Here is a 25,649-nt window from a genome sequence, read left to right on the forward strand (position 1 = left end):
CTGAATCAGGCCTTCGGCGGGCTTTTAATCGTGGCCGTGACGCGGTTCTGTTTCAGGTCAACCACCGAAATACTGAGGTCTTTATTCAGCACCCACGCGCGGGCACTGTCTTTACTGAAAACGATGGCCTGACGGGGCGCATCCAGTCCGGTAACAGTGGCGACCACCTTACCGGCGGCGGTATCAATAACGGAGAGGCTGTTGTCACCCAGGTTGCCGCTGTAAACATAGCGGTTATCCGGTGTCAGGGCGGCACCGTAAGGGTCCTGCCCCACGGGAATGGTTGCCGTAATGGCGCGCTTCTGCGTGTCAACCACTGCGATGGTGTTGCTCCCGCTGTTAGCCGCGTAAAGCGTGCGGCCGTCGGCGCTGACAGAAATGGCGCGCAGCTTGCTGAAGCCGGTTATCTCGCCGCGAATCTCACCCGTTACGGCGTCAACGAGGGTGATTTTATCGCCCTTAAAGTTGGTGACGTAGACGGTTTTGCCGTCCGGGCTGATTTTGATGCCCTGACGGGGCTGAGCAAAACCCGTCACAACCGAAACGGGCCGGTTGTGGGTCAGGTCATACACCGAGAGTGTGCTGGCGGCTTCGTTATTCACATACAGACGCTGACCGTCACGGCTGATGGCTGTACCGAATGCCCCGGCCCCCAGCGGCAGCGTGGTCTCCACGTCAAGCGTCCCGGTGCTGATTTTTCTGACCACGCCGAGGCTGCTGTCTGAAAGATATACAGCCTTCCCGTCGGGGGAGAAAAGCGCATTGCGGGGCGTGACGTATCCCTTCAGCACCTTTCTGACTTTGCCGTTAACCAGGTCGTAAACCACCACGTCAGGGCGCTCACTGTAGGAGGCCACCGCCGTTTTTTCATCGGGACTGACAGCAAGAGAATTGTTGTGGATATCGCCGTCAAACGTCCAGCGCGCCTCTGCGGCACCGGCGAGGGTGCTGATGAGAAGAAGCGCCACCGCGGTCAGTCCCGGGATCCTGTATTTTTTTATCATCATTTTTTCCTGCATAGGGGGTGGTAAGGGATAAGACTCATTGCCCGCTTAAGGGCTTCAGAAGAAGCGTGGCAGATAACCCCCTCTCAGGGAAATCGATTTTCCGGCTATGTCTTACCAGTTCACTTCTTTATGCTCTGAGCGGAGGTAAACTGCAGCAATTTAAGGCTGAATAAGTGGGGCTCTGGATTTCAGTCCATGAGGAATAGTTGCTCATTTTTTTTGTTTAAATTGCATTCCACATAAATGGCGACATGTCGGCACGCATGATGGCGATACTGGGGGAGATGGCTGCAGGGCAGGAAGTTTACTCAATTGACGAGTGTTTTCTGGACGTTACAGGGATTAACAGCCTTATCCCGCTTGAGACCTTCGGACAGCAGATGCGCGAGCGTATCCGCAGGGAAACGGGACTCATCATTGGCGTGGGGTTTGCGCCGACGAAAACGCTGGCGAAACTGGCCAACCATGCGGCAAAGAAATGGACACAGACTAACGGCGTCGTGGACCTGTCCGACAGACACCGGCAGCGAAAGCTCCTGCATCTGACCGACGTCAGCGATATCTGGGGTATTGGTCAGCGCATCAGCAAACGCATGAATCAGCTGGGAATAACAACGGCTCTGCAGCTGGCAGACAGCAACATCAGCATGATACGGAAAAATTTTGACGTCATCGTTGAGCGTATCACCCGTGAGCTGAATGGTGAGTCCTGCATCGCGCTTGAGGATGCACCGCCGCCAAAAGAGCACATACTGAACTCGCGGTCTTTTGGTGAAAGAGTCACAAAACTGGAAGACATGCAGCAGGCAATCGTGCTGTATGCCACGCGTGCGGCAGAAAAGCTCAGGGAGCAGAATTCACGATGCAGGCATATCAGTGTCTCAGTTGCCACCGGCAGACATGGCGATGAGCCGCGATATTCCAACACGGCATCCTGCATGTGCGATTATCCGACCAGTGATACGCGGGACATTATAGAATCAGCGCTTCGCGGTCTTGGAACTATCTGGCGGGAGGGCTTCCGCTATGCCAAAGCTGGGGTGATGTTGGGAGATTTTTACCCGTCCGGCATGACGCAGTTTGACCTGTTCAGTGAGCAGCAGCCCCGTGCAAACGCAGATGCTTTAATGGCGGCACTGGACAACATTAATCGTTCAGGGAAAGGAAAGGTCTGGTTTGCGGGGCAGGGAGCGCGCGACAGCTCATGGCAGATGAAGCGCGAAAGGTTGTCGCCACGCTATACAACGCGGCTGAAAGATATTCCGGGAATAAAATAATTTCACCTGATGATGCGAAGGCAGATCGCGAGAACCTCTCCGGATTAAAGATGTTCAGGGAAGAATAGCCTTATCCGAAGGCTGCCAGAAAATACAAATGCCTCATACCTGCAATGTTGCAAAAATGATATTACGGCTTCAACGTTTGCTTCTGGCACAAAGCGGACTGACGTCAGGCCAGCTTCCGCGATGATCGAAAAGCGCCGGGCGGATAAACCTTTTCTGGGCCAGCACATTATGTTTTTCTTCGCCTGGCAATCATAACAAGGACACTATCGTGAAAATCTACTGGACCCAAAAGAGTATTCCCGAACTAAAAGACCTATCTTTTCGGGAGCGGGGCCCTCGGTGGCGCGGGAGCCTACTTTGGCGGCCTAACCGGCGCCGTAATATGTGGCGGGCTGGGCGGCTTTATTTACGGACAGATCGTGACACACGTTGTCCTGAAACATTATCGCCACCGGCTGCAGGACGAAGCCCGCTGATCTTTGAAGACATTAAGGCTTGCAGGCTCAGTAAGCTGTTGGTGCAGCTCTTGATTTATGCGTCTCGGTGAATGCCACCTGGGAGTTACTGATAGTCAGTCAGCTGCGCCGAATAAATTCAGGGCAATAAACCATCTTTCATCGTTGTGGCCACCTTATAATCATCTGTTTTAATTAGAAAATAAGCCTAAGTGGTAAGCCAGTACAGAATTATTTCGGTATTTCTGGAATAATTGAGGCGAATTGAATAGGTGGTGTATTGTGTCTTTTTTGCTCGATTGGAACCTGTCCTGTCGCGCTAATGTGTTCCTCTCACTTCTGGAGGGGATTATGATAAAAAACAAAACGGTTATTTCTCTGGCTATTGTTATGAGTATGTTCTGGGCTGGTCTTTCTGAGGCGAAAGCATCGAAGAAAACTGACGATCAGATTCGCCAGCTCATAATTGAAGACTCCATTTCGGCTTATCCGGGTGTATGTGCATGCCCGTTCAACTCTGCACGCAATGGCAGCAGCTGCGGCAGGCGCAGTGCCTGGAGTAAGCAGGGCGGATATGCACCCATTTGCTATAAAAAGGAAGTGACGAAAGAAATGGTTGATGAATGGCGTAGCAGTCATGCTGCATAAACCATCTTTTCCGGCAGTTCATTATCATTAATATATAGGGTCAGCTTGCTGATTTGATTGATGATGAAAGATCAATCCCAATCTCTTGCTGGCCCGTTTGATGTGACACTATCTTCAATAACTGACTAAAACGAATAGCCGCGCATACGAACAAATACTTCCCGCTACCTTGTTATCAGTTAATCCTGTTATTTTTCCAGGCCCCAACTTTCCTTGTGTTGCTGTCTTTCTGCTTTTTCGGGCACAGATACTTCTGACAAAGGCACATGAATATGACACTTCTGCACCATGTCAGCCGGTTCGCACAGGGTATTGATACGTCCATTACCCAGCTGATGCTGGGCGACTTCGCGTTTATGAGTTTGAAGTGCCCAGGCAGGTTGCCATTTATGACAGGCAGAAGATCGCACAGGCTCAGCTGAGCGGGGGCAGGCAAAAGACCAGACTGACTTTCTGAATTTTCTCTGTACCCGGTAGCCTTCTGGTAGAGGGGTTTGCTATGTGTCAGGCGGGTTCTGTCTCAGTAACCGGTGATCTGCCGGGCAATGCTTATTTCGCTGCCGCTGATGTTGAGTGCCTCTATTGAGACATGGCCAGAGGGCTGGCCGCTGGCGGCATCGCCTCCTAAGGACAGTTACAGTTGCTGCAGCCGTTCCTGGGTCTCGCAATTTCGGCAACGCTGCTGTCTGAAACGGTAGGCCCGGTGATGATTATGATAATGCTGGGTATCATCCTGTGTGTAATCTGCTCGCGCAGATTTGCATATCAGGCCACAACCACTTCCTCTGTCTTTTTGGGCGCTGCAAATGACCTCTTCTGGCCAGGAATGTGGCTTTTATTGCAGGATGATGTTGTCATGTTCAATCTCAATCGGGTCAGGAGATGTGATTCGGGTTGCCGCCTGTGAGCGAACAGCAGATATAAAAACCTGATTATCTGGCGCTTCCTAAGTCTCGGTCACTTTCCAGACCTTTAATCATAAGTGTGGCTTCTTCGATACGAATAAATCTTCCAGAATCATCTGTTTCAGCGAACATATACACTTCCATATCAGCCTCTTCACCATCACGCTTAAAACACAAAACACGATGCCTTGAAGCATAGCGATTTCCATCCCGTAACTCGTCGTGCATCTCAATTATGCCGGAAGCAATGATCTCGCGAAGTTTACGTGCATGTTGATTAAATCCATCTAAGTCCTCCCACGCGTTATCAGTACGCTGCCGATAACCGGGACTAAAATAGCGATTAATTATCACATCGAGTGGCATCTGCTGTTGGTTAAGAATCTCATCCAGTACGTCAGTAATAGAAATCATTTTCATGGTCTGCCCTCAGTAAAAGTCAGGCGTACTCTACAATCGACTCGATGGCTTCGGTACGGTATAAAAGACATCAAATACCTCAGACGCGCCAATATGACTGAACCATTGATTTCGTTCACCCGGACTTTAGCTCCAGATGGCCCCCCATTGATTGTCACAGTCAGCCAGTCTGATGCAATAAGGGAAACGGCTCGCCACCATCACTCCTGTGGACAATTACTCGGAGCTGAGGATGGGCTGCTTACGGTCGATGCCGGAAATTATCGGTGGGTCGTACCGGCAACGCATGCCGTATGGATACCTCCAGATGTTTCGCATGGACTACGCTCGCACGGCCCTTATTCAGGCTGGAGTATCTATGTGTCTGCCACCGTATGCAGTGAACTAACTGATAAACCTGTTGTTCTCTCAATTACAAATCTGTTGCGTGAGGCAATAACACGGGCTGCCTCATGGGAAAATGCAGAGTTAAATGCGCCTCAAAAACGTTTAGCTGGCGTTATTCTGGATGAAATAGGCTCCCTTCCTGAAGTCGATCTTGGGCTGCCCATGCCGCAGGATGTCCGGCTCGTCAGAATTGCTCAGGCACTATCTGACAACCCGAACGACGATCGCGGACTTAAGGAATGGGCGGTCTGGGCAGGAATATCTTCGCGCACACTGTCTCGTCGGTTTAACGCTGAAACTGGTTTTACCTTTAATGAATGGCGACAACGCATACGGCTACTCAAGGCTCTTGAGCTTTTGGCTTCAGGCAAGCAAGTGACGACAATTGCCCTGGAACTTGGGTACAACAATGTGAGTGCTTTCATCGCCCTGTTTCGCAGAGTATTTGGTACGACGCCTGCGCGGTTTAAAGTTTAAATATCCAGGCCTGCATTAAGCGTCCGTTTCTGGCACAAGCGGGCTTACCACCAGGAATAAAAAACCCGCCGAAGCGGGTTTAGCAAATTTAATTCATTCTCAGGCTGCCATCTTTCTGCATTGTTCAGCACAGTGATGACAAGCTCTGGAGCACTCCTGACAATGGTCATGTTCATGCTTTCCACATTCATCGCCGCACTTCTGACAAACGTCAGCGCAAAGACGGCAGAGCGCCTGTGCTGAGTCGCTATTTAGTGTCATGAATTGAGCTGCGAGACGGCAGATATTTGCACATTGCATATCCAGCTTTATGCATTCACGCATCATTTCAAGATTCTCTTCTTCGAGACATGAAGCCGCGCAGTTATCACATGCAGCTGCGCACAGGTAACAGGATTCGATGCATTTTTTATATTCGTCTGACATGATATCTCCTCAGCTAAAGTTACAGATTAAGCATGGATGAGATAACTGATTATGCAATTCTGGAATGAGTTAATAACCTTTCCGGGGTTTCACACACTTCATAACATCGCCTCTTCTATTCAAAAATACTTTTTGCCCGCAGCACATCCCGGCTTGCGGAATTCCGTTTTCCTTCCATGCCAGAGGTGCGCAGTTTCCCTGAGGAAGTTCACGCCTTGTCCTGTGATCTGAATACGTTGGGTATCCATTCTGCTACAGATGGCAGGTTTTTTATCATTTTCCGGCTAAAAACAGCCGCATAAACCTGCCAGTGCGCCATATTTAATGATTAATCAAACACCAAGGGACTTCCTGTTATGTTGCAACCTCAATCTTCACGTCTGGGCGGCTTACTGCTGCTGATCGCGGCAGCGATCGGTTTCGCGGTGGCTTTGTATGCGTGGCTGACGCCACTGACCGGTGTGACCGGTACAATCGGCGCGTTAGGTGTGGCTATCGCCAGCGTCATTCTGGCGATACTGACATTTATTCTGCGTAGTGCATCCGGTCGCGGTGCACGTGCGACATTAATTGTTCTGACCCTGGTCGTGTTATTCGGTACTGCTTTCGCCGCCGCCTTGCTGCATCAGTACATCATTACGGCAGCGATGGTTGCAGGCCTTATTGGTCTGATTACGCTCTGCAGAAACCCCGCCCGTCCTGACCATCGCGTTAAAGCCTGAGGAAACCTTCGTGAAGAACAATAAAACGACTCCGGTAATGAAAGTCGGCATGACGGCGCTGGCGCTGCTGCTTACCCCACTGGCACTCCATGCGCAGGATAAAGCTGCGGAGGCCTCTATGGGCGCGCGGGAGAAGGTCAGTCCGGATGCGGCTGATCACCAATCTCCCGGTACCACTAACACCACAGACGATGCATCAACCGGCAAGCGTGATGGAGATAAGGTCGCAACGGCAGACAATCCGCCGACTTCTCTGGTGCCATCGGGTGCGACCTGGGACAGCTTTCATGGTCAGCTTAACGCGCAGAAATACAGCCCGCTGAAGCAGATCAATACCGACAACGTCAGCCAGTTAAAGAAGATCTGGGAATTTCATACCGGTGATGTCTCGGACGGCAAGGGTGACACGCCCGCGACCGTCTGGTCAGCCACCCCTATTTTTGCCAATCAGACCCTGTATATCGGTACGCCTTTCGATCGCCTGATTGCCCTCGATCCCGGTACGGGCAAAGAGAAATGGCACTACGACACCAAATCCCCGCGTAAAGCCCTGACCCAGCCCGTTCTGAAAAACCGGGGCGTCTCTTACTGGCAGGCAAAAACCCCCGTCGCCGGACAGGCGTGTCAGAAAATCGTCTACATGGGTACGGTTGATGGCAAGCTCTTTGCGCTGGATGCCGATTCCGGTAAGCCATGCAGCGACTTTGCTGATAAGGGTGTTCTCGATCTGAATCAGTGGAACACGATTAACGCCAAATACCCGCTTTCAGTTCTGCAGCCGCCAACGGTCGTGGGTAACCGCCTGCTGATTGGCTGGGCGGGCAAGGACTGGGCCTATGCTGAAGCGCCTCCGGGCACGGTTTTCGCTGTCAATGCGCAGACCGGCAAACGCGAATGGACCTTTGACGCTATTCCGGAAGCGGTCCGCAAACGGACCGGTACGGCTAACGTCTGGACACATATGTCAGCTGATGAGGCGCATGGACTGGTGTATCTGCCGGTCTCATCGCCGTCTCCCAACTACTGGGGAGGTAATCGCACTGCACCTATCCCACTGGCTACCTCAACCACTGCACTGGATGTGAACACTGGTAAAGTCGTCTGGTCCCGTCAGTGGGTGCACCACGATGTGTGGGACTACGACATCAACTCGGCGCCGACACTGATGGATATCACGGTCAATGGCAAACCGATCCCGGCACTGATTCAGGCAACCAAGCAGGGCTTTTTGTTTGTAGTGAATCGGCTGACCGGTGAGGATGTCTGGCCGATTGAAGAGCGACCTGTGCCGCAGGGGGATGGCTCAGTTCAGGGTGAAGTTCTTTCACCCACGCAGCCATTCCCGACGAAACCTGCACCGCTGCTTGACCAGTCGAAAAAGCCAGCGATCTGGAAACTGGCGGATATGGTGGGGGCAGGTCAGTGTTCAAGGCTGTGGGATAAGCTGACCTACGAAGGCATGTACACGCCGCCTGTCACCAAAGGCGAAGGCACACTGACGTATCCGGACAGTGCGGGTGGCGTGCAGTGGGGCGGCGTCGCGTTCGATCCTCAAAAGCAGATCGCGATCGTTAATACCTCCCATATCGTGCAGTACGTTAAGCTCTACAGCCGCGAAGATTATGAAAAAGCGGATAATGGCGCGGGCAATGAGAGTGGTTTTGCACCACAGGAAGGCGCGCCTTACGGCATGCGTCTCATGGTTGCCAATAACTGGCTGGGCATGCCGTGCTGGCAGCCACCCTTTGGTGAAATCGTGGCGATTGATATGCACACCGGTGACGTCAAATGGCGTCGTCCTGTTGGCGCATCTCAGCAGTATGGCTTCTTTATGCCAGAAAGCTGGGGCTCACCGACCATCGGCGGCCCGGCAGTCACTGCGGGCGGCGTGATATTTATTGGTGCGTCAATGGATGCTAAGGTTCGCGCCTATTCCGTGGAGAGTGGCGAGGAGCTGTGGTCCGATCAGGCAGAAGCCCCTGCGGTAGCCAATCCCTCGGTCTATGAGTATAAAGGCCGCCAGTACGTGGCGTTTGTCGCCGGCGGTAATACCATCCTCAAGGATCAGGTGGGCGACCAGGTGGTGGTTTACGCTTTACCTGAATAGCGGTTGCTGAAGATTCCGTGGAGAATGTATGGGGCCTCTGGGGCCCCATTTTCTTTGTGATTCTGAGCAAATGATCATTCTTCTAAAAGCAATCTCATGCCCAGTCTGAGAGCCGTCGACTGCAGATAGAACTGAAAGGCGTTATTGATAAAAGTTACTGACTAAGCAGATCAAACAGTTCTGGCTTCTGAATTTTCAGGATTAATATCTTATGTATTCTTCAGGTTCAGGAAGTAGTCCATTAACGTTTTGTCCCTGCGCTTTCCATACTGAGTGTCATTTATGCCTGTGTTTTTATCCTGTATGACATCATTGCCTTCTAATCTGAATCCATGCTTCTTGCCGGCTTCGGTGACAGTAAATACACCATCTTTGCTGATGACATCAGGTTCTTCAATTTTCAGTGTGGCTTCGCTGGCCGTTTTTATTATGTAGTTATTCTGTCCCTGACTTACATAAGTTGCGAACGGAGATGCCATGAATTGGCTTTTCGATGTCGCATCAGAACCGGTAGTTTTCATGATGGATTCCAGATAGTCAAAACTCGCGGTATGACTGAAAGAATACCCAGGGTCGAGTTCATATCTGATAAAAGCAGGGTCGAGGCCAGAGTTTGCAAAGTTATCACCGCTCAGAATACGGGATGCTGTTGCAGCATCTTTATCTGTAAATGATACCGTCTGAACCCGACCAGTCGTATCGTGACTATTCCCTGTATTATAACTACCTGACACGCTTCCGAACTTACGGTAATTACCTAAATCTCGTGCTATATCATCAACATATCGTAAGTCAGCTCCCTGTGTCTGTGCCTGATCATAGAGATGTGAAAGTGCGCCCAAATCGCTCTTCGTCAGAAAAACAGAGGCATCCATCCCCTGGTTATTTTTGGTAAGCTGAGTCTGCATTTCAGGTAAGGTGCTTACCTTACCAAACAGACGAGACATCATCAGTCCTCGTCCACTTATCGTAGACTGGCCTGACGAGACAGGCTGCACGACTGTAGCGTTGCTCTCGCTGGCAGGGTAGAGGCTGGAGCTTTCAGGGGTTTTAACTGATACAGATGGATTCTGCCTGTAAATATTGTTTAACGTATTGATGTTCATTGCCAATGCCTCTCCATCCTGAACAACACTCAGTCCGTGATAAATATCGATGGTTTTTTTAAGTAACGACAGAGCGACATAAAACTTAAGATGAAATGATTCATTTAAGGTCTCCAGTCAAAAAAGCAAACGCTCTGTTCTTTACAGATTTAAGCGAAGAGGCCGCTTCTGGTACAAAGCGGACCTTGTGAAAAGTCAGACGTTCAGCCAGAGCGATATCAGGTTTTAATACCTGAATTACATCAACCTGACTGAAAGAGATTCATTACGAAAAGTCTGTCTACTTAGACGCTCTGGCACCGCTCATCCCCGGAGAACCATCGTGACCTCCATTGGTACCACCCTGACCACCCTGACCACCTAACCCCCCGGGGCCCGCATCACCTCCATTTCCACCGTTACCTGAACCATCACCATTACCGCCATTTCCACCGTTACCTCCATCTTCGCCACCACTCCCCCCATTACCTCCGTTTCCATCAGACCCGGCTCCGGCATTTCCGCCGTTACCGCCGTCACCATTGCCGGAGCCATCACCTCCATCACCTCCATCTCCATCGTCTGCGGTAGCATTAAAGCTAATGGCAAAAGTTAATGCCGGTAACAGAATAGAAGGTGTGCAAAAAATTAATACCCGAAGTGTTATGAGAGTTATTATGACTGATGACTTTAAAAAGACGCGCAAACTAAAATATTGCATTCAGACTCTCCTTAAATGAATTTGTTACATTATCTGATTAAGTGTTTCCCCCATCCCCGCCATCTCCACCGTCACCGCCATTTCCGCCAGGTGAATTATTACTGCCCCCATCACCTCCATCTCCACCATCAGCGCCATTTCCCCCGGCCGCGCCTTCACCTCCGTTCCCGCCGGGTGAATCAGCACTATTACCATTTCCACCATTCCCGCCGTTGCCCCCATTGCCACCATCAGGCCCACTCCCGCCATTTCCACCATTCCCGCCATTGCCCCCGGCTGAGCCACTTCCGCCATCACCACCATTGCCGCCATCAGCTGTCAGATGAAACAAATGAGAAGCCGGTATTACAATTTTTTTCTCCTTGTTTGCCCAGGCATTGGTCATTGAGTTGAGAATTACTACGCTAAACAGGCTTAACGAGAAAAATGTATTTATTTTGTTATTCATCCATTAGCTCCATTAGCTCCGGGCGCACCGTTTCCGCCATTTGCGTTTCCATCAGGCGTGTTACCGCCATTACCGCCATTGCCGCCATTGATGCATGGGGTTCCCGACACACCTTGCCTGCCATTCTCACCATTAGCGTCACCGCTTTTCGTCGTGCCGCCATCTTTCCCATTCAGATATGAGCAGTCATTATGTTTATGATGATGCCTGTTTGAGGCCTGAGCATTCAAAGCACTGACTAAAATAGTTGAAAGGATAACTATATTGATGGTTAATGAGCGAACTTTCATTTTATATCTCCATAAATTAAACGCGGAGAAATCATTCGCCGCGTATTAAAATTAAAGCAGCCTGTTATGAACCACCATCACCACCATTATCTCCTCCGCCATCTCCGCCGCCATTATCGCTTCCGTCACCATTACCGGTACCGTTATTATCTCCACTGTCATTACCATTGCTGCTGCCATTCCCACTATCGGCATTACCACCATTACCGCCATTGCCGCCATCCCCGCCTGGCGCTCCCGGTGAATTATCATTCCCACCATTCCCCCCATTACCTCCTGCAGCACCTGCAGCGCCATTCGCATCGCCGATTAACACATAGGGCTTCGCAGAGTCGGATTTAACAGCCTCACTGTCCAACAGCGCTGCGACTGATAGCCGGGATGACATAATTAGCAAAACTCCTAACGCAAAAGTGATTTTATTGAGTCTCATAGTCCATCCTTAAATTAAGAAATACATGAGTAAAAAACACGTTGCTGATAACACCGTCGTGGGGTTGCCTGAAGTAAATTAAAAAAAGCATGAAAAGAGAAGGGATGCAGGTGTAATAAGAAGTGTCTGGTGATTAACTGTTGTGTGTAAAGTAGCAGGTAGGTTTGTTAGATCTTTAATGTATCTTTCTGGCGGGTGCTGTTTTGTCAGGCCAGCTCTGAAAGTGAGATACAGTTCACGGTAACAGCTTTTACAGGCTGAAACGTATTACATTTTTATTAAGCATTAATTTTATGTTTATCTAAAAAATTGGATAGGTAATGAAAAATTGCATTTCAGAAGGTTGTAACCTCTTTAATTCTGATTATTTAATTATTAATGCAGAAACTGTTTAAGAGCAGATCTGTTGCATTCAGGACAAACTGGCACGGCGAGGCTGGAGGGCTCTTCAACAGGCGCGCTGAAGATACACTACGAATCCAGAGGAGCTGGGTTAAGCGGATCGCACATCAGAAAGGAGTCAAAACGCCTGCTGATTCTGACTAAAACAGACTGTTTGCCAGCGTAAATTATTGTGAGATAGCCACTGAAAGGGCTGAATCCTTAAGGTGTGTTTCCGGCGGATGGCCAGGCGCCCCAAGCCGCGCTGCAGATCCATCAGGCTGCTAAAAAACTGCACCTGGTGTTTTTCTGAACCTGGAACTGAGTAAAATCATACGGGCTTTTACAGACCCGGTTACGCTTATCTGCCACTCTTTCTGCAGCATGAGTGAGTCAGAACCCACCTGAACTCTTTTCGATTGAACAAGCATGCTTCAGCACAGCGTCACAGTGCTCTGTTTTTATAAATTTTAACAAAGGTAATATTTTATTAACGCGGCGCGGAAAATATAACTTTCAACTCAGTGTCATAAGAATTTGTTTTAATTTTAAAATTTTTATCCCTGTCGTCTGGCTTATTTCGCCTGGCGTGCGTCTCGCTTATGCTTTTTCCCCGCAGAGTTTAAACGGGTCCGCTTGCAAACATCCTTGCCCCCTCTAGAATAAACAGTGCAACACGAATACGGCTGGCGATATTTATCATGCCGGTTACCATCTATTTTTAGAAAAGTTATCCAGGAGGATAATATGGCCGAACATCGTGGTGGTTCAGGTAATTTTGCAGAAAACCCTGAGAAAGCATCTGAAGCGGGTAAAAAAGGCGGGCAAAACAGTGGCGGTAACTTCGCCAATGACCGTGAAAAAGCTTCAGAAGCGGGCAAAAAAGGTGGCCAGAATAGCCACGGGGGCGGACGTAAGTCTGAATAATCAGAGATGTTAATGCTGATTTAGCCCCAGGCCCCGGCATTCCTGCCGGGGCTTTCATTTTTAATACATTGAGAGATGAGGGTTAATTTACGAAACCATTGTCAATAAATAAGCGCTGCCGCAGTGTTACTGGCAATGTTTATTAAATCCTTTTTCTGCCAGCCGATATTGTTTCATATCAGGCTCTCTTCTTCACTTATTCCCGTCCCGTTTAAATAGTGCCAGCCATAAGCACGTTTAACTGCCTCTTTGTCTGCCTCACAATGCATCGCGTGACTGGCACGTGTCAGCGCAAGCAGGGCATGGCGCTGCGCCTCTGCGGCATAACGTTGAGGTGAAATCACCGCCAGCGAGTGTAGCGCTTTCTGCAGGCGCAACTGAACTTCGACCAGTGCGGCACCATCGCGCGCAATCCCGGTGAAAATATCGTCAAACATGTCGCAGATTTGTGCGGGCTGCATAAAGAGCCGCGGGTAGTGCGTGGTGGCAGAGTCTGCAGAGGCGGGCAGGGTGAACAACCTGACCGCCCGGCCGATAATATCGATCGCAGTGCCCGGATCGTTAACCGCCGGAGATAGCGCGCGTGAGGCGATTTCGGACAGGACACACAGCCCAAAGCGGGGGTCCTGTTCAAAGGAACGCTGCTCACCCAGGGTGAAGGCATGACACACTCTCTGCATCTCATCCTCCTCCAGTGGCCGATCGCACCAGAGCAGCGGGGCGCCATGATGAATAAAAGTGCCCGGCTGAGCAGCAAGATAAAGATGACAGTCGTTCTCCTGAGCGAAGTCGGAAAGATTTTGCAGGTCAACATGTTGCAGATAGCCGGTCTGCGGATGAAAGATGCTCTGCGGGGCGCTATTCTCCGGCAGAACACCGTTCCAGGCAGAGCAGCCCATACAGGGTTGCCGGAGGCGATCGTGGAGGGCTGCCGTGGTGGCTTCTTCGACGCGATGTGATGTGTCAGACATGCAGCCAAACTGAGCCAGATGCTGTATCCAGCGCAGCAGCGTCACGACAATCGTAGCAATGACCACCAGGGTGACAAAAAAGAGAATCACCCGCCCCTGGGTGCCATAGGCGCCCATGCCAAGGGCGATGATGCCCACCAGGCTGTAAAGAAAGGAGCCAATAAAGGTCGCCAGCACATTCTGCGTCGTGCCATCTTCAAGCAGCAGCACCGTAGCGCGTGGCGTCACGCTGCTGCTGGCAGAGTTATAAGCGGTAACCACGATATTGAGCGAGAAAGTGGTGACGGCCAGCATACTTGAGGCGAGTATCGTCAGGATCTTATCGACTGCGTCACTGCCCACAATCCCTGATACCGAAACCGGTATAAAGGGTTTAATGGCGATAGCGACAAGGGCAGTGATAATCGCCAGCAGCGCGAATAATGAACTGCGAAACCAGAGCTGTCGGGTCAGCCGGAGAAGAAGCCACCGCGTTTTAGACATCATGTCACCTTTTTAATCAGTTTATCGTCGCGGCTTCGCATCAGGCCTTCGTCCGCTGTCCTTATAAAGCCACTCTGTCACCTCTCTTTCCTGACCATCGGCTTGGGCAGAAACCTTCATTTACAGAGCTGGCTGGTTGCAAGGTAAGAATAGCCACGGATTGGCGCATTGACACCCGCTCGCCCTGCGCGGAAAGGCGCTGACCTGTTGCAAGCGGGGTTGATCGGTCATGGCATTCGTTTATAGTAACGGGTCTGTCTGTTCAGCTTTTCGCTCTGATCAGATATCACGGCCCGCGTTCAGAACAGCATTGCGCGGGATGACTTCCGTCCTGAAGGCACTTTGTAGCCGTAAAGGAGAACCTGAAATCATGCGTCTTACGCCACCCTGAGTCTTACCCCTCCTCTGTCGCACTGAGCCCGCTCAGCTGCGCGCCCTGCACATCCCGTCTGCGGATGGATCTTTTCGTATCTGAAAATTATTGCCCCTGCGGGCTGACTTTATTCAAAATCTGAGAAATTATTATGCTGCTGTCCTCGACGCGTAAGGACTGGCTGGGTAACGTCCGTGGTGACGTCCTTGCCGGTATTGTTGTCGCGCTCGCGCTTATTCCGGAAGCGATCGCTTTTTCCATCATTGCTGGTGTCGACCCCCAGGTCGGCCTCTATTCCGCCTTCTGTATTCCCATCGTCATGGCCTTCTTTGGTGGCCGCCCGGCGATGATCTCCTCCTCAACCGGTGCGATGGCACTGCTGATGGTCACGCTGGTTAAAGACCACGGACTGCAATATCTGCTTGCGGCCTCTGTGCTGACCGGCGTGTTCCAGCTGATAGCCGGATACCTCAAGCTCGGCAGCCTGATGCGCTACGTGTCGCGCTCGGTGGTGACCGGCTTCGTGAACGCACTGGCGATACTGATATTTATGGCGCAGTTACCGGAGCTGAAGCATGTCACCTGGCACGTCTATGCGCTCACGGCTGCCGGACTCGGCATTATTTATCTCTTCCCGTACCTGAATAAAACGATTCCTTCCCCCCTGGTCTGCATCATCGTGCTGACCGCTATCTCTGTCTGGCTGCACCTGGACGTTCGCACGGTGGGCGATATGGGCAAACTGCCTGACAGCCTGCCGGTGTTTCTCATTCCGGATATCCCGCTTAACCTTGAGACCCTGCTGATCATTCTGCCGTACTCGGCGGGGCTGGCCGTGGTAGGGCTGCTGGAATCCATGATGACCGCCACGATTGTGGATGATATGACCGACACACCGAGCGATAAGAACCGCGAGTGCAAGGCACAGGGTATTGCCAATATCTGCACTTCGTTTATTGGCGGGATGGCGGGCTGTGCCATGATTGGCCAGTCGGTAATCAATGTTAAATCGGGTGGGCGGGGACGGCTTTCCACGCTTACGGCGGGCGTGGTGCTGCTGTTGATGGTGGTATTTCTGCGCGACTGGGTGTCGCAGATACCCATGGCGGCGCTGGTTGCGGTGATGATTATGGTTTCCATCGGCACCTTTTCATGGCAATCCCTTGCGAACCTGCGCACCCACCCGCTTTCAAGCAGCATTGTGATGCTGGCGACCGTGGCCGTGGTGGTCGCCACCCATAATCTGGCCTTTGGCGTGCTGACCGGGGTACTGATTGCATCACTGAACTTTGCCACTAAGGTGGCCCACTTTATGGCCGTTTCCTCTGCCGTAGAGTGCAATACCCGCACCTATACCGTGAGCGGACAACTCTTCTTTGCCTCAGCTGACCGGTTTACCCGCCATTTCGATTATCGCGAGAAGCTGGATCGCGTGGTGATCGACGTGACGCACGCCCATTTCTGGGATATCACCGCAGTCAATGCGCTGGACCGCATTGTGATTAAGTTTCGCCGTGAGGGCACCGATGTCGACATCAGGGGAATGAACGACGCGACCCGGACGCTGGTTGACCGGTTCGGCGTGCATGACAAACCTGAAGAGGTAAAAAAGCTGATGAGCGGCCACTAATTCATTGATGATTTATGGTGATACAGGATCGGCTTCCAGCCGTGTCATCACTTAAAAGCAGAATGCCGTGGCGATCACCACGGCATTGGTTTGTAACCACTTAGCAGCCTGAAGGTCTGGATGGTTGCCCTGGACAGCGTTGCTGCAGTATCGGCAATGGTAAAGCGGTAAGAGTGATCCTTTATCAGGGGGCTGAGATCGGTACAGGCAATCAGAAGCGCCTCTGCCTCAAGCCTTTCCACTTCAGCGACTAACGCCTTCCATCCTGCCTGCACCTCAGCGTCGTGGAAGCCTTTTGCTTTCACTTGCCCGATTAAAGCTGTGGTCATTTCACGAAGCCGCTGTGAATCAATCATCTCGCGGCCAGACGCTTTTATGCGTGCCTGATAGAAACCGGCCTCGAGGGTAGGTTCTGTCGCCAGTACTGCGATTCTGCTGGCTTCTGCGGGTAGCGACGCCAGGGCACTCTCTGCAATATGAAGAAGGGGAATATCTCCACAGGCCTTTTTCATTTCGGCGAAATAGCAGTGTGCAAGATTACAGGGAACGGCTATCAGGCTGACTCTGGCCTTAACAAGGTCGGCAATGCCCTCCTGCAGGGCGGTAACCATAGCGTGATCGTCAATGTCCCTGCCGGGCCAGAACGGGGTCGGCAAAGAGATGATATGCATTTTAGGAAAATCCAGATCATATTTTGCACCATAGCCCAGCTGGCACTCTGTCACCAGCATATCAATGAACGGGGCCGTAGAACGGGGTCCCATACCTGCAAGTACACCTATAGAAACCGTCACGCCAGCGTCTCCTTTCCTTAATTCTTTTTCCGGATCCCCGGACCTTCCTGAGTAATCAGCATCATGGAAGGGTGACATTTCCGTTATCTCTTTACCAGAGTTCACACGCAGCAGGGTGATGGCGGATCAAGGACTGCGCTGCCCCGCAGATTGCTCGTGGTGGCTAATTCGGCACACTCTCTCTATGATGACTTTTTTCCGACTCTCTGTCGGGAACGATCAACGACTCAGGGAAGTATCTTCGCGATGACCATGTTAAATGACCTCGATCTGCGTCAGCTGGAGGCCTTCTCGGCGGTAATTTCTGCGGGCAGCGTCACGGCGGCAGCCAAAGCACTGAACCGCTCGCAGCCCGCTGTTTCCCGTCTGATTCAGGAGCTGGAGCAGTCGCTGGGCTACCCCCTGTTTATCCGCAACGGCCCACGTATTCATCCCTCTGAAGAGGCGTTACAGCTGCATCAGTATGTGCAAAAAGCACTGCTCTCTTTGCAGCAGATCCGCTTACGCGCCCAGGAGATTGCGCATCAGCAGCATCGCCCGCTCAGTATTGCTGCTACGCCTGCGCTGGCGGCCGGATTACTGCCGCAGGCGCTGGCCGCGCTGAACCTGCAGAACAAAGTCCAGATCATCAGTGAATCTGCCGTCCAGACGGCGCACGCGGTGATCACCGCAGAGGCTGACATCGGTTTATGCAGTCTGCCGCTGGAACATCACGCGGTTGAGCTGCACTGGATTGGACAGTCGCAGTGCGTCGTGGCGCTGCCGGAAGAGGATGAGCTGGCGGCGAACCGGGAGCTTTCGCTGAGCCAGCTGGCAGGCCGCCGGCTGATCGCTCCTTTCAGCCCGCAGCGCTTACGCGGACGCTATGAAAAAGCGCTGAAAAAGGTCAGGGCCCCGCTGCTGGAAACCATTGAAACCAACTCCTCGGCCAATATCCTGGGCTGCGTGCGGGCTGGATTAGGTGTGGCGATCCTCGAACCGGTAACTGGCTGGGGCATGCCGCTGGCCGGTGTGGCAATCCGCCCGATTCAGGAAGATATTCCTTACTTCTTTGGCGTCATCACCCCGCAGGGCCGCCAGATTTCCAGTGCGGCCCGGGCGCTGGTGGAGGCCCTGGCAGATGCTGCCGCACACCTGTTGCCGGGATTTGAACGTCTGACAGCCAGTGAACATCCCCGCATCATGCGTATTATCAACCAGAATTAACACCGCCTCTCACGGTCACCCGGCAGGGTGACCTCTCGTCCTGCCAAAATCAACAGATACCCGTCAGGGTTAACCAGACGCAGGCTTCTGAATAATTCCTGTAATTTCAATGCTTATAACTTATGCGGCATAAGATATAAGAAATCCATTGGTCAATGGGTGAGCGTGCTTCTTGACTCCGATTTGGGGCAAGAGGAATATGCGAAAACTGAGTTCTTACTATGCGTTATGATGATTCTTATCCGCTTACTATGTGTTTTTAAGATAATAAAAAGCAGGGTCATCGGCGCGTTTTAATCGTTTTCGCCCGCTATCCGGCGATCGCTGACACCAGGGAAATCTCTATATGACGTATGCCGCCAAAGGCCTTGCCGCGCTTGAAGCTCAGCTGCAGCAGGATCTGGAATGTCTGGAACTGCCCGCCAAATCCTGGGTGCCGGAGCGCACCTGGCAGGGGGCGCCGGTTCGCGATGTCGTGGTCATCGGTGCCGGTATGTGCGGTCTGGCTGCGCTCGCTAAATTACAGCTCACCGGCATCAGCAATGTGGTGGGGTATGACGCCGCACCGGCAGGGCGGGAAGGCCCCTGGGTGACCTTTGCACGCATGGAAACCCTGCGCTCGCCGAAAACGCTGCAGGGCCCGGCACTGGGTCTTGCACCGCTGACCTTCCGCGCATGGTTTACGGCGCAGTGGGGCAAGGAAGCCTGGCAGGCGCTGGATAAAATTCCTAAAGCGCAGTGGATGGATTATCTGATCTGGTATCGCAGGGTGCTGAACCTGCCGGTGCAGAACAACGTGCGGGTCTGCACTATCGCCCAGGCCGGAGATGTCATTGCGCTGGATCTGGACGGCGCCGAAACCGGCCGTGTTTACACACGCCGTCTGGTGCTGGCTACCGGACGTTCAGGACTGGGCGGGTTTGCCGTTCCGGATTTCCTGCAGGGTATTGATCGCCGGTTCTGGGCACACTCCGCCGATGAGATCGATTTTGCGGCGTTACAGGGCAAACGCGTGGCGGTGATTGGAGCAGGCGCGTCGTCAATGGATAACGCCGCCACCGCACTGGAGCAGGGTGCCGCAGCGGTCGATCTGCTGATCCGGCGCAAGGCGATGCCGCGTATCAACAAGATGACCGGCATCGGCAGCCAGGGGGTAATACACGGCATGCACTCTCTGCCGGATGCGTGGAAATGGAAGTTTGTCGACTACACCGCCGCGACACAAACGCCGCCGCCGCGCGCGTCAACCCTGCGCGTTTCCCGTCATGACAATGCACGTTTCTTTCTCGACTGTGCCATTAACGCCGTCAGGCAGGAAGCAGAGGGCCTGGTGATTGAAACCACCCAGGGCGCACTGCGCTACGACTTCCTGATCGCTGCCACCGGTTTCACCAACGATTTCAACGGCCGGCCGGAGTTTGCTGCCATCGCGCCGCATATCCGCAGCTGGGCCGACGGCCGTTATCAGCCAGAGATGGGGCCAGCACGTCAGAACCTGCTGGACGCGCCGGATCTGGGGCCTTCCTTTGAGTTTCGCGAAGTGACGCCGGGGGCCTGCCCGATGCTGGCACACATCCACTGCTTTAACGATGCCGCGATGCTGACGCACGGCAAAGTCTCCGGCGATATTCCGGCCGTGAGTGCGGGGGCCGATCGTCTGGTGCGCGGCATAACGGCCTCGCTGTTTGCCGAGGATGTCGAACAGCACTTCGCCAGTTTACAGGCTTATGACACCCCTGAATTGCAGGGCGATGAATGGGTGGATTCAACCCCGCAACTAAAACAGGAGAACGCGTTGTGATCGACGTTATTGATCAGGCAGCCGGATTAACACCCAATGAGGCGTTGTATCAGACGCGCCGCCTGCGCCCCGAATTTGTTGAGGGTGCAGAAGCGTGCCGTCTGTCCGTGCTGGCGCCCGAAGATGAACAGGGTTTACCGGCGGATCTGCGTCTGGCGCTGGCCCAGCGCATGGCACACCAGAACGACGATGCCGCGCTGCAACGGGATTACCAGGCTCAGCTGGCGGCGTTAAATCCGTCTGACGTGCTGCTGACCCTGGCCGCGGGCGGTGGAGTGAGTGAAGAGCCGCTGGCAACGATTGTGCGCCATGCCGATCTGGTGACGCAGCAACCTATTCAGGCGACCGAACAGCATATCCGGCTGCTTGAGCAGGCCGGGTTAAGTAATCCGCAAATCGTCGCGCTCTCGGAACTGATCGCCTTTGTTAACTTCCAGACGCGCGTCGCGGCTGGCTTACGCCTGATGAGGTCCGCATGATTCCGTCAGTTAACCTCAAACCACTGCACTGGCATCCCTATATCACGCCGGTCGAGGTTGAACAGGCGACACCGGCGCAGCTTGATGCGATGAAGGTGACGCCCTCCAACAAGAAAATCTCAGAGTACGTGCGCACGCTGGTGCACGATCCTGAAAGTTACACCGCCCGCACCGGCCTGTTCAACGCCATTATGTATGTTGAAGGGGGACTGGACCGCGCGGATCGTGAACTGGGCGCGCTCGGTGCATCCATCGTCAACGGTTGTCGCTACTGTGCGGTGGTGCATGCGCGCCGTCATGCCCAGCTGGCCGGGAATGACGCGGTGGTCAGTGCGGTCTACTTCGACAGGGCCGATGTATTAGGTGAACGCGACGCGGCGATCTATCACTTTGCCCGTCGTTTATCGGTCACGCCCTCTGAGGCGACGCCGGACGATGTGGCCGCTCTGCGCGCTGTCGGCATGAACGATCAGGAGATCATCGATCTCATCCATGCCATCGCCATCTTTGGCTGGGCCAACCGTCTGATGCATGTGCTCGGCCATGCTGACCTGAACAAATAAGGGCTGCACCGGATGTTAGAACTCAACAATATTACGCTCGCTTACGGCAGCAACCCGATTCTTAAAGGCGTTGACCTGTCGGTCAAACGTGGCGATGTGGTGTCGATCATCGGGCCAAGCGGCACCGGGAAAACCACGCTGCTGCGCTGCATCAACTATCTGGCGAAGCCCTCCGCGGGGACGATTCAGCTCGATCAGATCCGCATGGATTATCAGTCACCCGACAAAGCGGCGATTCAGGCGATCCGTCTGCGTACCGCCATGGTGTTTCAGCAGTTTAACGTCTTCAAGAACATGACGGTGCTGGAGAACGTGATGGACCCGCTGATCGTCATCCAGCGTAAAACCCGACAGCAGGCGCGCGACATCGCCGTGCAGGAGCTGGAGCGCGTAGGCCTGGGGGCGAAGCACCATCACTATCCGTCACAGCTGTCTGGCGGGCAGTTACAGCGTACCGGTATCGCCCGGGCGCTGGCAGTCCGTCCCGATGTGATGCTGTTTGATGAACCGACCTCATCGCTCGATCCCGAGCTGGTGGGGGAAGTGCTTAAAGTGATCAAAGATGTGGCGTCATCCGGCATTACCTCGCTGCTGGTGACGCACGAAATGCAGTTTGCGAAGAGCATTTCGAACCGCATCGTGTTTATGGATCAGGGTGTGGTGGCTGCGCAGGGGACGCCAGCAGAGATGTTTGATAACCCCACGCTGCCGCGCCTTGCCCAGTTCCTCAACTCAGAAAAAGTATTCTAATAAACACAGGAATCAGAGACATGCCTGCAATCAAAACCACATTACGTCGCCTGGCCGCGCCTGGCATCATCGCACTGGCCCTGATCAGCGGTAACAGCTTTGCGGATGATGTTCGCACCATAAAGATCGCCACCGCAGCAGAGTCCAAACCCCTGTCATGGGGCGCAATCGGCCATGAGCCACAGGGCTACGAGCCGGACGTACTGAGAGCGATCAACGCGAAACTGCCACAGTATAAATTTGTGATGGAAGGCGCGGCGGATATCGCTCAGGAAACCGGTCTAGTGACCGGCAAATATGACATGGCGACGGGCGGATATTATAAAGCGCCTGCCCGCAGTAAACAGTTCCTGATTCCGGATGCACCGATCGGTGCCAGCCTGATGAAGATTTACAGTCGCAGCGACAGCAACATCAACGGCATGAAAGATCTGGTCGGTAAGAATATCGTGCCGGTAACCGCAGGGGGTGGTGTCTATAAGTTTGTCACCCAGTGGCAGCAGGATAACCCGAACGACAAAATCACCATCAAAGCGTCCAGCGCGGGTGTGCCTTACCCGGATCGCCTGAAAGAGGTGCAGAACGGGAAATATGACGCGCTGATCCTGCCGTCAAATCTGGGTGAGCAGACGGTCATCGACAACCAGAAGCTGGCGATCAAAGCCAGTGAGCCGGTGGTGATTAACAACACCTATGTGCTGATCCACCGCTCCGCTGAGAATCAGGCGCTGAGTGATAACATCGCTCAATCGTTGAAGGCGCTGAAAGCGGATGGCACGCTGGATAAGCTGGCGCAGAAGTGGTTTGGCGAAGACGTGACGAAGTACATGAAGTAACAGATTCACTGCGCCCGGTGTCAGATCGGGCGCAGGCTGTCCTTTTTAGCAGGAGTGTTTCACCGTGAATCTATCCTCCATGATCCCAGAACTGCTGTCGGCGCTGCCTCTGACGCTCGGCATCATGTTTGTGGCGATGATTATCGGGTTCTTTCTGGCGCTTATCGCCACGTTTTTCCGCGTGCGCCGTCTTCCCGTGATCAGCCAGCTGGCCGATCTCTATGTCTCCTACGCGCGCAGCGTGCCCGTGGTGCTGCAGCTTTTTGTCGCCTTCTACGGCATGCCACTGATTACCGATAACTTCGGTTTTCGCGACTTTTTTACCGCCAACGTGGCGGCGATGATCGGCCTGAGCCTCTATCACGGGGGTTACCTGTCGGAAGTGATGCGCCCGGCCTATCTTGCGGTTGAGCGTGGTCAGCACGATGCCACCGACAGCCTGGGCTACAGCTTCCGCCAGAAAATGCTGCGTGTCATCGGCCCACAGGCGGTGCACTTTGCGCTGCCGGGCTACGGCAATGCCATTATCTATCTGATTCATAATGTGGCGCTGGTGATGTACATCGGTGCAGCTGATGTGATGGCAACCGCGCACCTGATTATGGAACGCGATTACAACCAGTATCAGTTCGGCACCTATCTGGTGCTGGCCGTGCTCTATTCACTGCTGTGCGGTGTGGCGTGGCTGGTTATCCGCTTCTTCGAACAACGTCATGCGAAGTACAGCGCTAAGTCTGCACCGCGCGTGAAGTTCACCACCAGCGTCTGAGCAGGGGAGAAAAACTATGTTTGATGCTGAGGTGTTACTGCCGGACTTCTGGAGCATTCTGGATGCGGTGCCGGTAACGCTGCTGATGGCAGTGACGATATTCATCTGTTCGACGCTGCTGGGCGGACTGTTTGCCTTTATTGAGCATCAGCGCATCCCGGTGCTGCGGCAGCTGGTCATCGCCTACAAAATTGCCTTCAAAGGTGTGCCGATGGTGGTGGTGATTTTTCTCGCCTATTACGGTCTGCCCCCGGCGCTGCACTTTGTCGCCACGCTGTCCGGAATAGCGGTTAATGCTCACTCGCTGCCGAACTGGGTCATCATCATTGTGGCGCTCAGTGCCTGCGTAGCGGCGTTCCAGGCTGAAGTGTGGAAAGGCGCGCTGAATTCGTTCGACAGCGGTCAGTCGGATGCCGCCTTATCGCTCGGCTACAGCGGCGGACAGCTGTTCCGTCGGGTGATGTTTCCACAGATCATCGTGGCGGCAATCCCCGACCTGGCGAATGCGTTTATGGTGATCATGAAAGCCCTGTCGCTGGCGTTTGCCATCGAGGTGGTGGATATTTTTGCTCAGGCCCAGTTAACGGCAGCCCTGAACTTCTACTATCTCGAAGCCTTCCTGATTGCGGCAGCGTTCTACATGGTGATTGCCTATGTGGTCACGAAAATTGCCGACAGGATCGAGGCCGCACTGCGCGTGCGCACCTGATGATTATTGCGTTGTCATGAAAGGGCCGCCCGGTGTGGCATATGCCGGGCGGCCAGGATCGGTTAAACGCAGGTTCGCCGATTTTGATCAAATGGGGCACTACGCAGGCCGGACCCTGGCTTTAGTGGGATGTCCGTCGCGGCCATCGTCATGCGTGTGATCGGGATCGGGCTCAATCAGCACAATAAAATCCTCTCCTTTTCCGTCGCGCGGCAACGTAATTAAATCGCCTGCGCGGGGTTTCGCGTCAAAGTCATGCTCTTCTTCCACGCCTGTATCTTCAAAAACCACCGTAATTTTCATTTTCGCGTCCTCTTTCTGATGAGCTGCGTCGTGACCTCAGTATTCGCTGACGCTGACCAGAATAAGAATAGCGCATCCTGAAAATAGCCTGAGCGGCCTGCCCGTAACACACTATCCTTTGCAGAGGAGGTGACTATGTGTGGACGGTTTGCGCAGTACAGCAGCAGAGATGAATACTTTGACGCACTGGGGCTGACGCCCGATGAGGTCATTTACGATCCGGAACCGATAGGGCGCTACAACGTTGCGCCTGGAACAAACGTCCTGCTGCTCAATGAGCGGGAGGAGGAGATCCACTTTGACCCGGTCAACTGGGGTTATGGTCCGGAGTGGTGGCACAAGCAGCCACTCATCAATGCGCGGGGTGAGACGGCTGCCACAGGGCGTATGTTTAAACCTCTCTGGGAGCATGGACGCGCCATTGTTCCGGCAGATGGCTGGTTTGAGTGGAAGCGGGACGGCAAAGCAAAACAGCCCTATTTTATCTGCCACAAAAAGCAGGAGCCGCTGTTCTTTGCTGCGATTGGCAGGGCGCCTTACGGCAGGGATCACGGGCGCGAGGGGTTTGTCATCGTAACGGCCGCGAGCAATCAAGGCATGGTCGATATTCATGACCGTCGCCCGCTGGTTTTGCGTGCCGATGCAGTACGCGAATGGCTGAGTGCAGAAACCACGCCAGAACGTGCGCAGGAGATCGCACGTGACGCAGCCTTACCTGAGACGGCCTTTACCTGGCATCCTGTTACCCGCAAAGTCGGCAACATTCATAATCAGGGTAAATCCCTGATTGAGGCGATTGAACCTGACTCAGTCGGAAACGCAGATTGAATTCATTTCCGGATTGCGTCCCGCGCCGC

The 25,649-nt window shown here is 53.2% G+C and carries 27 protein-coding genes and 1 pseudogene; 17 read left to right on the top strand and 11 right to left on the bottom strand.

The features are described from left to right. Positions 1-5: 5 nt before the first annotated feature. Entirely contained in the window at positions 6-1,004 is a 999-nt protein-coding gene (locus OJ965_RS00820) for a YncE family protein (RefSeq protein WP_085016771.1), read from the bottom strand. 254 nt (positions 1,005-1,258) lie between these two features. Between OJ965_RS00820 and umuC the strand changes: the two genes are divergently transcribed. The 3 genes and pseudogenes from umuC to OJ965_RS21315 form a co-directional block, all read left to right on the top strand. Further along, positions 1,259-2,284: a translesion error-prone DNA polymerase V subunit UmuC gene (gene umuC, locus OJ965_RS00825; protein WP_265135483.1), complete on the top strand. Its 1,026-nt coding sequence runs from the start codon at positions 1,259-1,261 to the stop codon at positions 2,282-2,284. An 854-nt stretch (positions 2,285-3,138) separates the two neighbouring features. After that, the gene (locus OJ965_RS00830) at positions 3,139-3,396 is read left to right on the top strand and encodes a hypothetical protein (protein WP_419720123.1); all 258 of its coding nucleotides are present in this window, start codon (positions 3,139-3,141) and stop codon (positions 3,394-3,396) included. A gap of 530 nt (positions 3,397-3,926) precedes the next feature. Continuing rightward, positions 3,927-4,165 (top strand): annotated as a pseudogene (locus tag OJ965_RS21315) (EamA/RhaT family transporter); the annotation flags it as partial. Between the two features lie 163 nt (positions 4,166-4,328). On the opposite strand, the gene OJ965_RS00835 reads toward OJ965_RS21315, so the two are convergent. Then, positions 4,329-4,715, bottom strand: a complete 387-nt coding sequence (locus tag OJ965_RS00835; protein WP_265135579.1) for a nuclear transport factor 2 family protein — start codon at positions 4,713-4,715, stop codon at positions 4,329-4,331. Positions 4,716-4,814: 99 nt separating this feature from the next. Between OJ965_RS00835 and OJ965_RS00840 the strand changes: the two genes are divergently transcribed. Further along, on the top strand, positions 4,815-5,585 hold the full coding sequence (locus tag OJ965_RS00840) for an AraC family transcriptional regulator (protein ID WP_265135488.1): 771 nt from the start codon (positions 4,815-4,817) through the stop codon (positions 5,583-5,585). Positions 5,586-5,684: 99 nt separating this feature from the next. Here the strand turns inward: OJ965_RS00840 and OJ965_RS00845 are convergent, their stop codons facing one another. After that, entirely contained in the window at positions 5,685-6,011 is a 327-nt protein-coding gene (locus tag OJ965_RS00845) for a four-helix bundle copper-binding protein (RefSeq protein WP_140029438.1), read from the bottom strand. Positions 6,012-6,367: 356 nt separating this feature from the next. Here OJ965_RS00845 and OJ965_RS00850 point away from each other — a divergent pair, with 356 nt between their 5' ends. After that, on the top strand, positions 6,368-6,733 hold the full coding sequence (locus OJ965_RS00850; protein ID WP_265135491.1) for a hypothetical protein: 366 nt from the start codon (positions 6,368-6,370) through the stop codon (positions 6,731-6,733). A 49-nt stretch (positions 6,734-6,782) separates the two neighbouring features. After that, positions 6,783-8,840, top strand: coding sequence for a pyrroloquinoline quinone-dependent dehydrogenase (locus OJ965_RS00855; RefSeq protein ID WP_374043615.1), 2,058 nt, complete (start codon positions 6,783-6,785; stop codon positions 8,838-8,840). A gap of 209 nt (positions 8,841-9,049) precedes the next feature. Here OJ965_RS00855 and OJ965_RS00860 read toward each other — a convergent pair whose 3' ends face one another. The 5 genes from OJ965_RS00860 to OJ965_RS00880 form a co-directional block, all read right to left on the bottom strand. Then, positions 9,050-9,946, bottom strand: a complete 897-nt coding sequence (locus tag OJ965_RS00860; RefSeq protein WP_265135495.1) for a hypothetical protein — start codon at positions 9,944-9,946, stop codon at positions 9,050-9,052. Between the two features lie 360 nt (positions 9,947-10,306). Then, positions 10,307-10,534: a hypothetical protein gene (locus tag OJ965_RS00865; RefSeq protein WP_265135497.1), complete on the bottom strand. Its 228-nt coding sequence runs from the start codon at positions 10,532-10,534 to the stop codon at positions 10,307-10,309. A 136-nt stretch (positions 10,535-10,670) separates the two neighbouring features. After that, positions 10,671-10,958, bottom strand: a complete 288-nt coding sequence (locus OJ965_RS00870) for a hypothetical protein (protein WP_265135499.1) — start codon at positions 10,956-10,958, stop codon at positions 10,671-10,673. Between the two features lie 132 nt (positions 10,959-11,090). Next, on the bottom strand, positions 11,091-11,384 hold the full coding sequence (locus tag OJ965_RS00875; RefSeq protein WP_071987830.1) for a hypothetical protein: 294 nt from the start codon (positions 11,382-11,384) through the stop codon (positions 11,091-11,093). Positions 11,385-11,435: 51 nt separating this feature from the next. Beyond that, positions 11,436-11,645, bottom strand: coding sequence for a hypothetical protein (locus OJ965_RS00880; RefSeq protein ID WP_265135502.1), 210 nt, complete (start codon positions 11,643-11,645; stop codon positions 11,436-11,438). Positions 11,646-12,945: 1,300 nt separating this feature from the next. Between OJ965_RS00880 and OJ965_RS00885 the strand changes: the two genes are divergently transcribed. Then, positions 12,946-13,125, top strand: coding sequence for a con-10 family general stress protein (locus OJ965_RS00885; protein ID WP_009092874.1), 180 nt, complete (start codon positions 12,946-12,948; stop codon positions 13,123-13,125). A 173-nt stretch (positions 13,126-13,298) separates the two neighbouring features. On the opposite strand, the gene OJ965_RS00890 is transcribed toward OJ965_RS00885, so the two are convergent. Further along, a complete protein-coding gene (locus OJ965_RS00890) occupies positions 13,299-14,582 on the bottom strand; it encodes a DUF2254 domain-containing protein (RefSeq protein WP_265135504.1) in 1,284 nt (427 codons plus the stop codon). A gap of 521 nt (positions 14,583-15,103) precedes the next feature. Here OJ965_RS00890 and OJ965_RS00895 point away from each other — a divergent pair. Continuing rightward, entirely contained in the window at positions 15,104-16,582 is a 1,479-nt protein-coding gene (locus OJ965_RS00895) for a SulP family inorganic anion transporter (RefSeq protein ID WP_265135506.1), read from the top strand. Positions 16,583-16,656: 74 nt separating this feature from the next. On the opposite strand, the gene OJ965_RS00900 is transcribed toward OJ965_RS00895, so the two are convergent. Next, the gene (locus OJ965_RS00900) at positions 16,657-17,376 is read right to left on the bottom strand and encodes an aspartate/glutamate racemase family protein (protein ID WP_167431620.1); all 720 of its coding nucleotides are present in this window, start codon (positions 17,374-17,376) and stop codon (positions 16,657-16,659) included. 246 nt (positions 17,377-17,622) lie between these two features. Between OJ965_RS00900 and OJ965_RS00905 the strand changes: the two genes are divergently transcribed. The 8 genes from OJ965_RS00905 to OJ965_RS00940 all read left to right on the top strand — a co-directional run bounded on the left by OJ965_RS00905 (position 17,623) and on the right by OJ965_RS00940 (position 24,489). Next, on the top strand, positions 17,623-18,582 hold the full coding sequence (locus tag OJ965_RS00905) for a LysR family transcriptional regulator (RefSeq protein ID WP_265135509.1): 960 nt from the start codon (positions 17,623-17,625) through the stop codon (positions 18,580-18,582). Positions 18,583-18,928: 346 nt separating this feature from the next. Further along, a complete protein-coding gene (locus tag OJ965_RS00910; RefSeq protein WP_265135511.1) occupies positions 18,929-20,383 on the top strand; it encodes an NAD(P)-binding domain-containing protein in 1,455 nt (484 codons plus the stop codon). Then, positions 20,380-20,862, top strand: coding sequence for a CMD domain-containing protein (locus OJ965_RS00915; RefSeq protein ID WP_265135513.1), 483 nt, complete (start codon positions 20,380-20,382; stop codon positions 20,860-20,862). The genes OJ965_RS00910 and OJ965_RS00915 overlap by 4 nt, the downstream gene beginning before the upstream one ends. Continuing rightward, positions 20,859-21,425: a peroxidase-related enzyme gene (locus tag OJ965_RS00920; protein WP_046102724.1), complete on the top strand. Its 567-nt coding sequence runs from the start codon at positions 20,859-20,861 to the stop codon at positions 21,423-21,425. Before OJ965_RS00915 ends, OJ965_RS00920 begins: the two co-directional genes overlap by 4 nt. A gap of 12 nt (positions 21,426-21,437) precedes the next feature. Beyond that, on the top strand, positions 21,438-22,175 hold the full coding sequence (locus OJ965_RS00925; RefSeq protein ID WP_009092882.1) for an amino acid ABC transporter ATP-binding protein: 738 nt from the start codon (positions 21,438-21,440) through the stop codon (positions 22,173-22,175). Positions 22,176-22,195: 20 nt separating this feature from the next. Continuing rightward, entirely contained in the window at positions 22,196-23,011 is an 816-nt protein-coding gene (locus OJ965_RS00930; RefSeq protein ID WP_265135516.1) for a transporter substrate-binding domain-containing protein, read from the top strand. Positions 23,012-23,075: 64 nt separating this feature from the next. Continuing rightward, entirely contained in the window at positions 23,076-23,780 is a 705-nt protein-coding gene (locus OJ965_RS00935; protein ID WP_033736754.1) for an amino acid ABC transporter permease, read from the top strand. A gap of 16 nt (positions 23,781-23,796) precedes the next feature. Continuing rightward, a complete protein-coding gene (locus OJ965_RS00940) occupies positions 23,797-24,489 on the top strand; it encodes an amino acid ABC transporter permease (protein ID WP_140923388.1) in 693 nt (230 codons plus the stop codon). Positions 24,490-24,588: 99 nt separating this feature from the next. Here the strand turns inward: OJ965_RS00940 and OJ965_RS00945 are convergent, their stop codons facing one another. Then, positions 24,589-24,792 (bottom strand): hypothetical protein, encoded by a 204-nt coding sequence (locus tag OJ965_RS00945; protein ID WP_009092886.1) that lies wholly within the window; start codon positions 24,790-24,792, stop codon positions 24,589-24,591. A gap of 135 nt (positions 24,793-24,927) precedes the next feature. Between OJ965_RS00945 and OJ965_RS00950 the strand changes: the two genes are divergently transcribed. Continuing rightward, positions 24,928-25,620 (top strand): SOS response-associated peptidase family protein, encoded by a 693-nt coding sequence (locus tag OJ965_RS00950; RefSeq protein ID WP_111208779.1) that lies wholly within the window; start codon positions 24,928-24,930, stop codon positions 25,618-25,620. The last annotated feature ends 29 nt before the right edge of the window (positions 25,621-25,649 follow it).

This window comes from Pantoea anthophila, assembly GCF_026104315.1.
Lineage (GTDB): Bacteria > Pseudomonadota > Gammaproteobacteria > Enterobacterales > Enterobacteriaceae > Pantoea > Pantoea anthophila.

What these genes read in the sequence shown, in the direction of transcription:
- OJ965_RS00820 (WP_085016771.1), bottom strand. Translation starts at nt 1,004, where the DNA reads ATGATAAAAAAATACAGGATCCCGGGACTGACCGCGGTGGCGCTTCTT.
- umuC (WP_265135483.1), top strand. Translation starts at nt 1,259, where the DNA reads ATGTCGGCACGCATGATGGCGATACTGGGGGAGATGGCTGCAGGGCAG.
- OJ965_RS00830 (WP_419720123.1), top strand. Translation starts at nt 3,139, where the DNA reads ATGAGTATGTTCTGGGCTGGTCTTTCTGAGGCGAAAGCATCGAAGAAA.
- OJ965_RS00835 (WP_265135579.1), bottom strand. Translation starts at nt 4,715, where the DNA reads ATGATTTCTATTACTGACGTACTGGATGAGATTCTTAACCAACAGCAG.
- OJ965_RS00840 (WP_265135488.1), top strand. Translation starts at nt 4,815, where the DNA reads ATGACTGAACCATTGATTTCGTTCACCCGGACTTTAGCTCCAGATGGC.
- OJ965_RS00845 (WP_140029438.1), bottom strand. Translation starts at nt 6,011, where the DNA reads ATGTCAGACGAATATAAAAAATGCATCGAATCCTGTTACCTGTGCGCA.
- OJ965_RS00850 (WP_265135491.1), top strand. Translation starts at nt 6,368, where the DNA reads ATGTTGCAACCTCAATCTTCACGTCTGGGCGGCTTACTGCTGCTGATC.
- OJ965_RS00855 (WP_374043615.1), top strand. Translation starts at nt 6,783, where the DNA reads ATGACGGCGCTGGCGCTGCTGCTTACCCCACTGGCACTCCATGCGCAG.
- OJ965_RS00860 (WP_265135495.1), bottom strand. Translation starts at nt 9,946, where the DNA reads ATGAACATCAATACGTTAAACAATATTTACAGGCAGAATCCATCTGTA.
- OJ965_RS00870 (WP_265135499.1), bottom strand. Translation starts at nt 10,958, where the DNA reads ATGGCGGCAATGGTGGTGATGGCGGAAGTGGCTCAGCCGGGGGCAATG.
- OJ965_RS00875 (WP_071987830.1), bottom strand. Translation starts at nt 11,384, where the DNA reads ATGAAAGTTCGCTCATTAACCATCAATATAGTTATCCTTTCAACTATT.
- OJ965_RS00880 (WP_265135502.1), bottom strand. Translation starts at nt 11,645, where the DNA reads ATGGTGGGAATGATAATTCACCGGGAGCGCCAGGCGGGGATGGCGGCA.
- OJ965_RS00885 (WP_009092874.1), top strand. Translation starts at nt 12,946, where the DNA reads ATGGCCGAACATCGTGGTGGTTCAGGTAATTTTGCAGAAAACCCTGAG.
- OJ965_RS00890 (WP_265135504.1), bottom strand. Translation starts at nt 14,582, where the DNA reads ATGATGTCTAAAACGCGGTGGCTTCTTCTCCGGCTGACCCGACAGCTC.
- OJ965_RS00895 (WP_265135506.1), top strand. Translation starts at nt 15,104, where the DNA reads ATGCTGCTGTCCTCGACGCGTAAGGACTGGCTGGGTAACGTCCGTGGT.
- OJ965_RS00905 (WP_265135509.1), top strand. Translation starts at nt 17,623, where the DNA reads ATGACCATGTTAAATGACCTCGATCTGCGTCAGCTGGAGGCCTTCTCG.
- OJ965_RS00910 (WP_265135511.1), top strand. Translation starts at nt 18,929, where the DNA reads ATGACGTATGCCGCCAAAGGCCTTGCCGCGCTTGAAGCTCAGCTGCAG.
- OJ965_RS00920 (WP_046102724.1), top strand. Translation starts at nt 20,859, where the DNA reads ATGATTCCGTCAGTTAACCTCAAACCACTGCACTGGCATCCCTATATC.
- OJ965_RS00925 (WP_009092882.1), top strand. Translation starts at nt 21,438, where the DNA reads ATGTTAGAACTCAACAATATTACGCTCGCTTACGGCAGCAACCCGATT.
- OJ965_RS00930 (WP_265135516.1), top strand. Translation starts at nt 22,196, where the DNA reads ATGCCTGCAATCAAAACCACATTACGTCGCCTGGCCGCGCCTGGCATC.
- OJ965_RS00940 (WP_140923388.1), top strand. Translation starts at nt 23,797, where the DNA reads ATGTTTGATGCTGAGGTGTTACTGCCGGACTTCTGGAGCATTCTGGAT.
- OJ965_RS00945 (WP_009092886.1), bottom strand. Translation starts at nt 24,792, where the DNA reads ATGAAAATTACGGTGGTTTTTGAAGATACAGGCGTGGAAGAAGAGCAT.
- OJ965_RS00950 (WP_111208779.1), top strand. Translation starts at nt 24,928, where the DNA reads ATGTGTGGACGGTTTGCGCAGTACAGCAGCAGAGATGAATACTTTGAC.